The organism is Pseudomonas sp. ES4, assembly GCF_050586665.1.
Lineage (GTDB): Bacteria > Pseudomonadota > Gammaproteobacteria > Pseudomonadales > Pseudomonadaceae > Aquipseudomonas > Aquipseudomonas frederiksbergensis.
In genome coordinates, this window is the sequence record NZ_JBOBDO010000014.1 from 13121 (window position 1) to 25940 (window position 12820).

Below are 12820 nucleotides of genomic sequence, written 5' to 3' on the forward strand. Positions count from 1 at the left end.
CGGGCGGCGTTCCGACGATAGCGGTGTAACAGTCAACATTGATGCTGAATGTAATGCCCCCATCGCGAGCAGGCTCACTCCCACAGGGTTTTGTATTGTCAGCTGGCCTTCTTGTCAGCCATGACTTGCGGGTAGAAGCGCTTGATGGCCAGGTCGGCATTATCGATCAGGGTCATGCAGGCCCAGACTCCCCGCGCGGCATCCCGGGCGGCGATGGCCTCAGCCATGTCTTTGTGAATCGGCAGCGTGCGGCGCAGTTCGTCCGGGTCGGCGGCGGACACTTCGAAGGACACCGCCAGCAGCGCGCCGAGGGCCGGGACCATTTGTTCGATAAATTGATTGTGGCTGGCAGCGAGGATGCACTCGTGGAAGAACTGGTCGGCACGGTTGTAATCGATACCGCTGTCCACTGCCCGCTCCAATGCGTTGTAAGCCTGAAGGATGGCGTGAACCTGCTCGACGGTAGCGCGCTCGCAAGCCCAGCGTACGGCCATGGGTTCGATGGTGCGGCGCAGGTCGAGCAAGTCGTCGACGAAGTTTTCCGGCAAGCCGCTGCGCGACAGCCAGCCTACGACTTGCGGATCGAAGAGGTTCCAGCGGCGCACCGGCAACACCCGCGTGCCGACCTTGGGCCCGACTTCGAGCATGCCCTTGGCGACCAGGGTTTTGATGGCTTCGCGGATTACGGTGCGGCTGACACCGAGCTGCTCGCCCAGGTCGGCCTCGACCTTGAGCGTCTCACCGGGTTTGACCTGCCCCGTGGCGATCCAGCAACCCAGCCAATCGACCGTCGACGCATGAAAACTGCTGGACATGGACACCTCGATTCAGGGACGGCAAAAAGCCGTTCGCGATAGGTGTCTACGCTAATCATCATACGATTGGGTGTCAATTTGAATTTTCAGCGCCAACACACATCAAGCATGCACAGTTTTTTTCTGTTTACGGCTCAAGCCCGATGGGGAAGAACTCGCCAGCGCTCCACACGCCTAACCAGCGTTGCCCGTCGATCTCACGGGTGACGGCCAGCTCCACCAGTTGGTAGAACACGTTGCGGTGGATCAGAGCTTCGAGGTTGGTGCGCACATGCACGTAGGGCGCAGGTTCTTGCGTGACCGGGTCGATCACCACACGCATGGGGTGCTCGGGACCGGCCTCGGCGGTCTCGTCAACATTGGTGGTGAAGCGCAGGACCTGGGTTTCACCCTCGCCTTCGACATCCACGGCAATCGCCACGAAGGGCGCATCGTCGACCTTGATGCCAACCTTCTCGACCGGGGTGATAAGGAAGTAATCGTCACCATCGCGGCGGATGATGGTGGAGAACAGCTTGACCATCGGCTTGCGCCCGATCGGCGTGCCCAGGTAGTACCAGGTGCCGTCACGGGCGATACGCATGTCGATGTCGCCGCAGAAATCGGGGTTCCACAGGTGGACCGGCGGCAAGCCTTTGGTTTTGGGGATTTGCCCCAACAGGTCGTTGGCTTTTTGCGGGCCACTCATGGCGTTCTCCTTTGAATTACTGGTCGCTGAGCCCCAGTAGGCTGCGCGCATATTGTTCCAGCGGCGGGCCCATCAGGTCTTCTGGCTTTTTGTCGTGGAACGTCAGTAAACCGCCACGACTCTTGATACGTGCAGTATCAATCAAATACTGGGTGCTGGTCTCGATCAACATGATCTGAATCACGCCACCATCGATACCGAGGCGATCCAGGGCTTCCTGATCGAGCCACTCGTCCGAGTTGCCGATACGGTCATCAGACTTGGCGAACCGGGTATAGAGCAGGTAATGGGCACCGGCGGCACGGGCTTCGCCCATGGCTTGATCAAGACCTTCCGGGGCACGGGCGCGGCGGACCATGGGGAAGTATTCGACAAAGCCATCGAAGGCGACTTCGGCAATCACGTTAGGTCGTGGGTAGGCAGTACTGCCTGGCGGCACAAAGGCGCCCTGGGCGATATAGACGAAAGAGTCCGGCTGGATGCGCAGGTTATTCACCCGGCGGCTGTCGCTATGGTCGAGCAGCCCCGCGTCGCTCATGTGGTAGCGAGTCCCTTCAGCCAGATCGCTGACATTCATGCAGCCACCAAGCGCCAAAACGGCCAGCAGCAAAACCAGGCTACGCATCCTACCCTCCAGAGGCCGGTGACGGAAAACCGGCGAATGGCCATGGGATGCAGCTTCCGCGCCAGCTCGGGAGAAACACAATCTCGTTGCAGCTGTCGAAGGACGCATTCGGTTTGTAGCAGCTGTCGAGCCTGCGAGGCTGCTGCTACAGGGATCGGGTTCAGCCGCCGATGATTTTCATGATGGTCGCGCCACCGGAGAACGCCACTTCCTGCTTATCGCCCAAGGCTTTCACCAGGAGTCTCTGTAAGGCGGGCAACGCTTGATGACGGGGCTTGTCCAGCAGGTCGCCGACATAGTGGCGGTTGCTCGACGACAGGCAGCCATGCAGCCAGCCCGTGGAGGACAGACGCAGCCGCGAACAGGTGCGGCAGAAAGGAACGCTTTCGTTGGCGATAACGCCGAAGTAGCCCTGCCCCGGAATTTCATAACGCACGGCGGTGGCATCTACCGGCGCATCGGCCTGCAGGTATTCGTAGCGCTCGCCGATCAGGCTCAGCAACTGCTGAAGGCTGACAAACTGCTGCAGGAAAGCATTGGAGTCGCTGGCCAGGTGGCCCATGCGCATCAACTCGATGAAGCGAAGCTCATAGCCGCGCTCCAGACAGTAATCGAGTAGCGGCATCACTTGATCGAGGTTCTGCCCACGCAGCGGCACCATATTGACCTTGATCTTCAAGCCGGCGGCGCTGGCTTGATCCATACCGTCGAGCACAGTCGCCAGATCGCCGCCACGGGCAATGCTGCGAAAAGCGCTCGCATCCAGGGTATCGAGGGAAACGTTTATGCGACGAATGCCGGCATCCACCAGCAGTGGCAGCTTTTTCGCCAGCAGCTGACCGTTGGTGGTCAGGCTGATGTCCGCCAGGCCCATCTGCCCGACAGCGGTCATGAAGGTTTCGAGTTTGGGGCTGACCAGCGGCTCGCCGCCGGTGATGCGCAAACGCTCAATGCCGGCAGCTTCAATCAGATAGGCCACGCCACGCGCCATGGCCTCGGCCGACAATTCATCCTGCGCAGCGACCAACCGTTTGCCGTTGGGCACGCAGTAGGTACAAGCGTAATTACAGGCTGAAGTCAGACTGATTCGCAAATTGCGAAAACGCCTGCCTTGACGGTCAACGATCATGGACTACTCCGGCGGAAGAATATTCGGACCGCTAAAACTTGACTCACAAATCAAGTTTTGGCAAGTCCTATGCCTGAGTATATTCCTGCGGTACTGCGCCACGTAGCGAAATCATGGCGCAATAAGGCAACTGAATGGTTCAGCTGCTCGGAGTGTCGGTATCGCGCTTGCGTTTGTTGCCCATGCGCACGCCGATGTCCATCAGGAACTGGAAGAAACCTTCCTGATCTTCTAGCACATTGCTCCAGAACGGCGAGTGATACAGCGCCACGGCGCCGTGCACCAGCGCCCAGGATGCGCAGTAATGGAAGTAAGGCGGTACGTCTTCGAGTTTGCCTTCGCTGATCCGGCCCTTGATCAGCAGGGTCAGACGTTCGAAGTTCGAGGCGCGGATCTTGTGCAGCTCCTCGACCATCTCCGGCACCTGGTTGCCCTTGACCACCTTTTCTTCCAGGCGATCGAACAACCGATAGCGTTGAGGGTCGCGCATGCGGAATTCGAAGTAGGCCCGGGACAGGGCTTCCTTGTCCTTGTCGACATCGGCCGAATGCAACAGCTCGTTCAAATCGCGCTCGTAATCGAGCATCAGGCGCAGATAGATTTCGGCCTTGGATTTGAAGTGCTTGTAGATCGTGCCTTTGCCGATACCGACGGCATCAGCAATCATCTCGACGGTGACACTGTCTTCACCTTGATCGAGGAACAGCTTGAGCGCGGTATCGAGAATTTCTTGCTCGCGGCGACGAAACTCACGGACCTTACGAGGTTCTTTATGCATAAGAAAAGGTCTGTAGGGGTCAAAATTCGAAGCCGCGTATTATGCCTAACTTGCGCAAAAATGCACGGATCATCCAACCATATATGTGTTTCTTGGTGAATTCCGCCAGTCTCGCAGATTAATGAGAACTCAACCGAAGCGCCCGTATTCCAAATTTGTTTAAAAACCGACGCCGCTAAACTGGACTCGGCGCGATACTGATCAATACTTCAACTGTCGGCGGGACATCTCCCCCAAGTGTTGCGCCGATATAGGTACCAACGGACCGCGTGCCTTTGTTTTACTCCTAATGGTCTTAACCCGGATTCACCCCCCAGAACCCGGGTTTTTTTTGCCTGCGATTTAGCCTTTCACATGTGCCAACGGAAACAGGCGCTTGAAGTTCTCGGTGGTTTGCTCGGCAAACCGCTCGTAGGGCTCCCCTCGCAACATTGCCAGAAATTCCGCTACGTCGCGCACGTACTGCGGCAGGTTCGGCTTGCCGCGATGAGGGATCGGCGCCAGGTAAGGCGAGTCGGTTTCCACCAGCAAACGATCAGCGGGCACCTTGCTGGCTACGTCACGCAGGGCGTCGGCATTGCGGAAAGTGACAATCCCGGACAAGGAAATGTAATACCCCATGTCCAGCGCCGCTTTGGCCATGTCCCAGTCTTCGGTGAAACAATGCAGCACGCCCGCCTGGGGCAGCGCCGCTTCACGCAGGAGGTTCAACGTATCGGCGCGGGCACCACGGGTGTGGATGATCACCGGTTTGCCCGTCTGCTGTGCCGCTTGCAGATGCAGGCGAAACGACGCCTGCTGCAACTCTGCCGCTTCCGGTTCGTAGTGATAATCCAGGCCCGTTTCACCGATCGCGACCACACGCGGGTGATTGAGCTCGCGCAACAGCCAGTCCAATGCTGGCGCGGCGCCCGGTTGCACGTCCAGCGGATGCACGCCAACTGAACAATCGACGTCGTCGTAACGTTCGGCCAGGGCTTTGACGTCGGCGGCATTCTCGACGCTGACGCCAATACACAGAAAGTGCCCTACCCCGCGCAGACGGGCCGCATCCAGTGCAGCATCCAGGGAGCCGTCGTGGGCGGCAAGGTCAAGGCGATCAAGGTGGCAATGGGAATCTACGAGCATAAAAGGGCTGCAACTTACATCGTATGAGTGGGACGGTCGGACTTGAGGGCTCCGGCCAGATGGGTTTCGATTCGACTGCGCGCGGTATTGTCGCCATCGTTGAATTGTACGCCGACCCCGGCGGCCCGGTTACCCTGCGCACCTTTTGGGGTGATCCAGGTGACCTTGCCGGCGACCGGAATCTTCTCCGGCTCGTCCATCACGCTCAACAGCATGAATACCTCGTCGCCCAACTTGTAACTCTTGTTGGTCGGGATAAACAGGCCACCATTCTTGATGAACGGCATGTAGGCCGCGTAAAGCACGGACTTGTCCTTGATCGTCAGGGACAAAATGCCGTTGCGCGGCCCCGGATTGACGAGTTCATTCATGCTGACCTCCGTTGCTGATGCTCAGATTCTAGGCACAGACGGTCACTTCTGGGTAGGCAAACCTACCCATTGCACCAACAGCGCCTCCAGCAACAACACCCGGTTGAGGTTGGCTTTGCTCATCACTTTCTGGCGCTGGGCGAGGATCCAGTCCTGGATATTCAGGACTTTGTCCTGGCCGGCTTTCTGCGCCAGGTACTGAATCACCTTGCGCATGTCCGTCAGTCCCAGGCCTTCTTCATCCTGAGTCAGCTGATAGCGCAGGATCAGGCTCGACCAGTCGCAGAACCAGTCGAACAACAGCAACAGCGGAATCGCATTCCAGCCTTCGGCCAGTTGCGTCGGTGACTGTTGCTGCTTGAGCAATTTCTTCACGCCATCGACCACCAGCGCCCGCTGCTCGCGCACGCCCTGGGCCTGCAAGTTGACGGCGGCCAGTGGCGAACCGGCAGCCAGCGTCAGCAACTCGATGCGTTCTTCTTCCGAGCAGTCCGGTAAAGCCTTCGCCAGCCAGGCCAAACTCATGGCTTCGCTCGGCAGCGGACAGGCCTGCTGCTGACAGCGGCTCTTGATCGTCGGCAGCAAACGACTGGCCTGGTGACTGATCAGCAGCAACACGGTATCACCGGAGGGTTCTTCAAGACTTTTGAGCAAGGCGTTGGCGGCGTTGACGTTCATCGACTCCGCCGGCTCGATCAGCACTACCTTGCGACCGCCCATCTGCGCGGTCTGAACCACGAAGCTGACCAGATCACGAACCTGATCGACCTTGATCGCCTTATCGGCTTCTTCCGGTTCCAGAATGTAGTTGTCGGGGTGACTGCCGGCCTTGAGCAACAGACAGGATTTGCATTCGCCGCAAGCATCGTGGGCGGGGCTCGGGCGCTGGCACAGCAAACTGGCCATCAAGCGCTCGGCGAGCGCGCGTTTGCCGATCCCGGCCGGGCCATGCAGCAGATAAGCGTGGGCATGTTGCTTGCGACCGGCCAACTGCTGCCAGAGGCTGTCCTGCCACGGATAGGCTTCAGCCACGGGTCAACTCCAGCAGACGCGGCAGCAAGGCATCCAGCGCCTGCTGAACCTGCGTCAGCGGCTGGGCGGCATCGACCAGGACATAACGCGCAGGATCCGCCTCAGCACGCTTGAGGAAAGCACTGCGCACCGCATCAAAAAAGGTTCGGCCTTCGAGCTCGAAACGATCCAGACGACCGCGAGCGCTGGCGCGGGCCAGGCCCACTTCCACCGGCAGATCGAAAATCAACGTCAGGTCCGGGCGCAGATCGCCCTGCACGAAGGCTTCCAGCGTCGCGATGCGCTCCAGCGACAGGCCGCGGCCGCCACCCTGATAGGCATAGGTCGAATCGGTAAAGCGATCACACAGGACCACCGCACCGCGGGCCAGTGCCGGGCGAATCACCTCGGCCAGATGCTGGGCTCGCGCGGCGAACACCAACAGCAACTCGGTGTCGGGGTTCATGACTTCGTCAACCGGCGCCAGCAGCACTTCGCGGATTCGTTCGGCCAACGGCGTACCGCCTGGTTCGCGAGTCAGCACGACCTCGATACCCGCGGCGCGCAGGCGCTCGGCCAGGTATTCGCGATTAGTGCTCTTGCCGGCCCCTTCCGGGCCTTCCAGGGTAATAAACAAGCCAGTCACAGGCAGTCCTTAGTCAGGGTCATTGCGGGCTTTGCGGCGCGGCTGCATCCGGTTCGGGCGCGGGGGCAGCTGCGGGTTCTTGAGCGGGTTCTTGCGCCGGCTCCGGTGATGGCGAAGGCTCAGGCGCTTGCGATTCTGGTGGCGCCGCCTGAGCAGGCTCTTGCGGCGACACTTGCGGCACAGCCTCGAGGACTGTGTCGGGTGAAGCAGCCGGAATCGGTGCCTGCTCATCCATCGCCTCTGGCGCCGTGGTCGGCGCCGGGCTGGAGCGGTAGTCTGCACGGCGCTTGATCTGGAACTCCCGCACAGCGTTATTGTGCGCGTCCAGATCATCGGAGAACACGTGGCTGCCATCACCACGCGCAACGAAATAGAGGCTATTGCCCGGCACCGGATTCAGCGCTGCATGAATCGCTTCGCGGCCGACCATGGCGATCGGGGTCGGCGGCAGTCCCGAAATCACGTAGGTGTTGTACGGCGTCGGTTCCTTGAGGTGGGCACGAGTCAATTTGCCGTTGTAACGATCACCGAGGCCGTAGATCACGGTTGGATCAGTCTGCAACAACATGCCCATTTCCATGCGCCGCACAAACACGCCAGCGATTTGCCCGCGCTCCTGCGGCACGCCGGTTTCCTTCTCCACCAGCGAGGCCATGATCAGTGCCTGATAGGGCTCGGTGTACGGCACGTCAGCGGCGCGCTGGCTCCATTCCTTGGCGAGGACTTCGTCGAGGCGGTCGTAGGCTTTTTTCAGCAGTTCGACATCGGTCATGCCGCGCACGAAGCGATAGGTGTCAGGGAAGAATCGCCCTTCCGGAAAAATCCCGCTGTGGCCGAGTTTGTCCATCACCTCGCTATCACTCAAACCGTCGAGGGTCTTTTCGAGTTTTTCATCCTTGGCCAGAGCAGCGCGGACCTGATGAAAATTCCAGCCTTCGACCAGCGTCAGGCTGTACTGAACCATTTCCCCGCGTTTCCACAGGTCAATCAGGCCTTCGACGGTCATGCCGGGCCGCATGCGGTACTCGCCCTTGTGCAACGGTTGTTTGGCGAGATTGAAACGCCAATAGACCCGCAGCCAGAAAGCGTCCTTGATGACGCCATCGGCTTCGAGTCGATAGAAAGTGCGGGTCGGTGTCGTGCCTTTGGGCACTTCCAGCAGCTCTTCCTGGGTGATGTTCAGCGGCTGTTCCAGCGCCGAATGAATTTTCCAGGCAGAAGCGCCCAGACACAGCCCCGCCAGAACCAGTCCGGTTTCCAGCAGCAGCAACAATTTACGTCTCACGTATCAAGCATCCAGTAGCGCGCGGGCAATGGTTTGGAGTTTACGGGTGAGCGGCCCAACCGGCCAGCTTAGTGCGGCATAGGCGCGCACCGGCCAAACGCCATACACGCTGTTGCAGACAAAGACTTCATCAGCCCATTGCAGCTGATCGAGGGTGATATCGGTGATTTGTGTGGCGATCCCCAATGACTCGGCTTGAAACAATAATTCGGCACGCATCACACCAGCCACGCCGCAGCGCTTCAAATCAGCCGTGATCAGCACGCCATCGCGAATCAGGAACAGATTGCTGAACACGCCTTCAATGACACGTCCGGCCTGATCGAGCATCAAGCCTTCGGCATGATCGGTGTCTTGCCATTCGGAGCGGGCGATGACCTGCTCAAGACGGTTCAGATGCTTGAGTCCGGCGAGCAGAGGCTGTTTGGAAAGCCGCGTCGCACAGGGAAACAGGCGAACGCCCTGCTCCGCATGGGCAACAGGATAAACCGCAGGAGGGTTGCCGAGCATGATGCGGCGCGCCTGGGCCGAAGGATCGGGCGCATAGCCGCGGGCGCTTTCGCCACGGGTGACGATGAGCTTGAGCACACCTTCGCCCAACGCTTGGGCGTAGGTCAGTAACTCTGTGCAGACAGCCGGATGATCGAGATTGATTGCCAACCGCTGACAACCCTTGACCAAGCGCACTAGATGCCGATCCAGCAGCACCGGGCTGCCGTTGTGTACAGCGATGGTCTCGAACAGACCATCACCGTAAGCCAGGCCGCGATCCTTCAGCGACAAAGCGTCAGCCGGCTGACCGTCGACCCAGCTGTCCATCAGTCAGCGAACCGACGGAACACCAGCGAGCCGTTGGTACCGCCAAACCCGAAGGAGTTGGACAGCACCACGTCGATATCCATATTGCGCGCGGTATGCGGTACGAAATCGAGGTCGCAACCTTCGTCCGGCTCATCAAGGTTGATGGTCGGCGGCGCTACCTGGCTGTTGATCGCCAGCACACTGAAAATCGCCTCGACCGCGCCCGCCGCACCCAACAGGTGACCGGTCATGGACTTGGTCGAACTGACTGCCAGCTTGTAAGCGTGATCGCCGAATACCGACTTGATCGCACAGGCTTCGGCAAGGTCGCCCGCCGACGTCGAGGTGCCGTGGGCGTTGATGTACTGAACCTGATCGCCGTTGATCCTGGCATCGCGCAGCGCATTGGTGATGCAGCGTGCAGCACCCGCGCCATCCGCTGGTGGCGAAGTCATGTGGTAGGCATCGCCACTGGTGCCAAAGCCGATCAGCTCGGCGTAGATCGTCGCGCCGCGGGCCTTGGCGTGTTCCAGTTCTTCCAGAACCAGAGCGCCGGCACCGTCGGACAACACGAAGCCATCACGGCCCTTGTCCCATGGACGGCTGGCACGGGTCGGTTCGTCGTTGCGGGTCGACAATGCGCGGGAGGCCCCGAAGCCGCCCATGCCCAGACCGCAAGCGGCCATTTCAGCGCCGCCGGCAATCATCACGTCGGCTTCGTCGTACATGATGTTGCGTGCAGCCATGCCGATGCAGTGCGTACCGGTGGTACATGCGGTGGCGATGGCGTAGTTAGGTCCCTGTGCGCCCAGATGGATGGACAGGAAACCGGAAATCATATTGATGATCGAGCCAGGCACGAAAAACGGAGAAATCCGTCGTGGGCCGGAATCATGCAGCGTGCGGCTGGTTTCTTCGATATTGGTCAGTCCGCCGATACCCGAACCCATGGCCACGCCGATGCGCTCACGGTTGGCGTCGGTGACTTCCAGACCGGCGTTACGAACTGCCTGAAAACCTGCGGCCAGACCGTACTGAATGAACAGGTCGAGCTTGCGAGCTTCCTTGACCGACAGGTATTCCTCGACATTGAAGCCCTTTACCGAGCCGCCAAAACGGGTGGAATAGGCAGAAAGGTCGGTGTGTTCGATCAGACCAATGCCACTGCGGCCAGCCAGAATGCCCTGCCAACTGCTCGGCACATCCGTGCCCAGTGGCGACAACATACCCATACCGGTGACTACGACGCGTCTACGCGACACAGCACTCTCCTTTTTTCAAATGACGACTTTGCATCAGGCCTAAAGAAAAAACCGCACGCCGTGATGGCAGTGCGGTTTTTCCATGACAGCAAGCAACGATTACAAGCTATTAAGCCTGGTGGTTAGTAACGTAATCGATTGCGGCTTGTACAGTAGTGATCTTCTCAGCTTCTTCGTCAGGGATTTCGGTCTCGAATTCCTCTTCCAGAGCCATCACCAGCTCAACGGTGTCAAGGGAGTCGGCACCCAGGTCTTCAACGAAGGAAGCAGTGTTGACCACTTCTTCTTCTTTAACGCCCAGTTGCTCAGCAACGATTTTCTTGACGCGCTCTTCGATGGTGCTCATACCTTGTTTTCACTCCTAATGGACAAATTCAGGCAGCTGGCCAGTGGGTAAGTGTATAGAAAGACTTTTCAGTTTTTCAACTGAAAGCTTCACTCCTCAAACCCGACGACCCTCTGCCTATAAATAGATTGCAGCTTTATAACGGATTTTAGACAGCTCGTATGACATTTTTTTGAAGCAATCCGTCACATTTAACTCATGTACATCCCGCCGTTCACCGGGATTGTAGCCCCAGTAACGTAAGCCGCACCGTCGGATGCAAGAAAAGCGACCACAGACGCGATCTCTTGAGCTTGCCCCAGACGGCCCAGCGGAATCTGCGTCTGCAAGGCTTCACGCTGTGCCTCAGGCAATTCGCGGGTCATATCGGTGTCGATGAACCCAGGGGCCACCGAGTTTACCGTAATCGAACGCGAACCGACTTCACGCGCCAGGGAACGACTGAAACCTTCCAGACCGGCCTTGGCGGCTGCGTAGTTTACTTGGCCTGCGTTGCCCATGGCACCCACAACCGAGCCAATACTGATAATTCGTCCCCAACGGGCTTTGGTCATGCCGCGCAAAACGCCCTTGGACAGGCGAAACAGACTGTTCAGGTTGGTATCGACGACATCATGCCATTCGTCATTTTTCATCCGCATTATCAGATTATCGCGGGTGATACCGGCATTGTTGACCAGGATCGCCGGCGCACCGAACTGCGATGTAATGCTCGCCAGTACTGCCGCAACGGATTCGTCGCTGGTGACATTGAGTTCCAGGCCAGTGCCTTGAATCCCGTTTTCCGCCAGGGTTGCCGCAATGCGCTCGGCACCCGAGGCAGACGTCGCAGTGCCGATAACGATGGCGCCCTGACGACCCAATTCCAGGGCGATAGCCTGGCCGATACCGCGGCTCGCGCCAGTGACCAGTGCAACTTTACCTTGCAGACTCATGCAGGCTTCTCCTGATTCAGGCCAACGCTGCGCGAGCGGCAGCGAAGGCGTCGGGGGTATTGAGGTTGGATGTCGACACGCCTTCGGCGCAACGCTTGTTCAGGCCAGCCAGCACTTTGCCCGGGCCGCACTCGACCAACTGGGTAGCACCTTTGGCGGCCAGCGCCTGAACCGATTCGACCCAGCGTACAGGCTTGTAGAGCTGCTCGAGCAGATCGCGCTTGAGGGTTTCCAGATCGGCCGGCACACTGGCGCTGACGTTCTGAACCAGCGGAATCTGCGGCGCCTGCCAATCGATCGCTGCGATCGACTCGGCAAAACGCTCGGCCGCCGGACGCATCAACTCGCAATGAGACGGCACGCTGACCGGCAACGGCATGGCGCGCTTGGCACCACGAGCCTTGCAGCCTTCGATGGCGCGCTCGACCGCAGCCTTGGCACCGGCGATGACTACCTGGCCTGGCGAGTTGAAGTTGACCGCACTCACCACTTCGCCTTGCGCCGCTTCGGCACAGGCTGCCAGCACATCCGCATCGTCCAGACCGAGAATGGCGGCCATGCCACCTTGCCCGGCCGGCACGGCTTCCTGCATCAACTGACCACGGCGTTCAACCAGCTTGACCGCGTCGCCCAGGCTCAGGCTGCCCGCAGCGACCAGAGCACTGTATTCGCCCAGACTGTGCCCGGCAACATAAGCCGGACGCGCACCGCCTTCAGCCAGCCACAGACGCCACAAGGCAATCGAGGCGGTCAGAATGGCCGGCTGGGTTTTATCGGTTTGATTGAGTTGCTCTTCCGGCCCTTGCTGGGTCAGTACCCACAGGTCGTAACCCAGAGCATCGGAAGCTTCTTTGAATGTTTCGAGGACAACCGGATGTTGTGCGCCCAACTCGGCCAGCATGCCGAGGGACTGCGAACCCTGTCCCGGAAAGACGAATGCGAGGGAAGCAGACATGTAACAAGCCCCTAATGATCTTGTCGTCGGATAATTGACGTCCCG

15 protein-coding genes are annotated in these 12820 nt (G+C 59.3%); all 15 read right to left on the reverse strand.

Translation table 11 applies throughout. The annotated features are described in order from the left end of the window. Positions 1-98: 98 nt before the first annotated feature. Entirely contained in the window at positions 99-815 is a 717-nt protein-coding gene (locus tag ACQ4OB_RS16495; protein ID WP_008152308.1) for a FadR/GntR family transcriptional regulator, read from the reverse strand. A 127-nt stretch (positions 816-942) separates the two neighbouring features. Further along, the gene (locus ACQ4OB_RS16500) at positions 943-1503 is read right to left on the reverse strand and encodes a DUF1285 domain-containing protein (RefSeq protein WP_008152312.1); all 561 of its coding nucleotides are present in this window, start codon (positions 1501-1503) and stop codon (positions 943-945) included. Between the two features lie 16 nt (positions 1504-1519). Next, entirely contained in the window at positions 1520-2128 is a 609-nt protein-coding gene (locus ACQ4OB_RS16505) for a DUF4823 domain-containing protein (RefSeq protein WP_074878966.1), read from the reverse strand. 160 nt (positions 2129-2288) lie between these two features. Then, positions 2289-3257: a GTP 3',8-cyclase MoaA gene (locus tag ACQ4OB_RS16510; RefSeq protein ID WP_074878968.1), complete on the reverse strand. Its 969-nt coding sequence runs from the start codon at positions 3255-3257 to the stop codon at positions 2289-2291. A 139-nt stretch (positions 3258-3396) separates the two neighbouring features. Next, a complete protein-coding gene (locus ACQ4OB_RS16515) occupies positions 3397-4035 on the reverse strand; it encodes a TetR/AcrR family transcriptional regulator (RefSeq protein ID WP_008152317.1) in 639 nt (212 codons plus the stop codon). Between the two features lie 342 nt (positions 4036-4377). Next, positions 4378-5163: a TatD family hydrolase gene (locus tag ACQ4OB_RS16520; protein WP_074878970.1), complete on the reverse strand. Its 786-nt coding sequence runs from the start codon at positions 5161-5163 to the stop codon at positions 4378-4380. Positions 5164-5177: 14 nt separating this feature from the next. Continuing rightward, on the reverse strand, positions 5178-5534 hold the full coding sequence (locus ACQ4OB_RS16525) for a PilZ domain-containing protein (RefSeq protein ID WP_074878972.1): 357 nt from the start codon (positions 5532-5534) through the stop codon (positions 5178-5180). Positions 5535-5576: 42 nt separating this feature from the next. Continuing rightward, positions 5577-6566, reverse strand: a complete 990-nt coding sequence (locus ACQ4OB_RS16530; RefSeq protein WP_430956060.1) for a DNA polymerase III subunit delta' — start codon at positions 6564-6566, stop codon at positions 5577-5579. Further along, a complete protein-coding gene (gene tmk / locus ACQ4OB_RS16535; RefSeq protein WP_102614830.1) occupies positions 6559-7191 on the reverse strand; it encodes a dTMP kinase in 633 nt (210 codons plus the stop codon). The genes ACQ4OB_RS16530 and tmk overlap by 8 nt, the downstream gene beginning before the upstream one ends. Positions 7192-7210: 19 nt before the next feature. After that, a complete protein-coding gene (mltG, locus tag ACQ4OB_RS16540; protein WP_102614831.1) occupies positions 7211-8476 on the reverse strand; it encodes an endolytic transglycosylase MltG in 1266 nt (421 codons plus the stop codon). 3 nt (positions 8477-8479) lie between these two features. Continuing rightward, a complete protein-coding gene (gene pabC, locus ACQ4OB_RS16545) occupies positions 8480-9295 on the reverse strand; it encodes an aminodeoxychorismate lyase (RefSeq protein WP_074878978.1) in 816 nt (271 codons plus the stop codon). Continuing rightward, complete coding sequence (gene fabF, locus ACQ4OB_RS16550) at positions 9295-10539, reverse strand: beta-ketoacyl-ACP synthase II (protein WP_008152330.1); 1245 nt, start codon at positions 10537-10539, stop codon at positions 9295-9297. The genes pabC and fabF overlap by 1 nt, the downstream gene beginning before the upstream one ends. Before the next feature lie 109 nt (positions 10540-10648). After that, positions 10649-10885, reverse strand: coding sequence for an acyl carrier protein (gene acpP, locus ACQ4OB_RS16555; protein ID WP_003442511.1), 237 nt, complete (start codon positions 10883-10885; stop codon positions 10649-10651). 191 nt (positions 10886-11076) lie between these two features. Continuing rightward, the gene (gene fabG, locus ACQ4OB_RS16560) at positions 11077-11820 is read right to left on the reverse strand and encodes a 3-oxoacyl-ACP reductase FabG (protein WP_074878980.1); all 744 of its coding nucleotides are present in this window, start codon (positions 11818-11820) and stop codon (positions 11077-11079) included. Between the two features lie 16 nt (positions 11821-11836). Continuing rightward, positions 11837-12775, reverse strand: coding sequence for an ACP S-malonyltransferase (gene fabD / locus ACQ4OB_RS16565; protein ID WP_074878982.1), 939 nt, complete (start codon positions 12773-12775; stop codon positions 11837-11839). Positions 12776-12820: the final 45 nt, after the last annotated feature.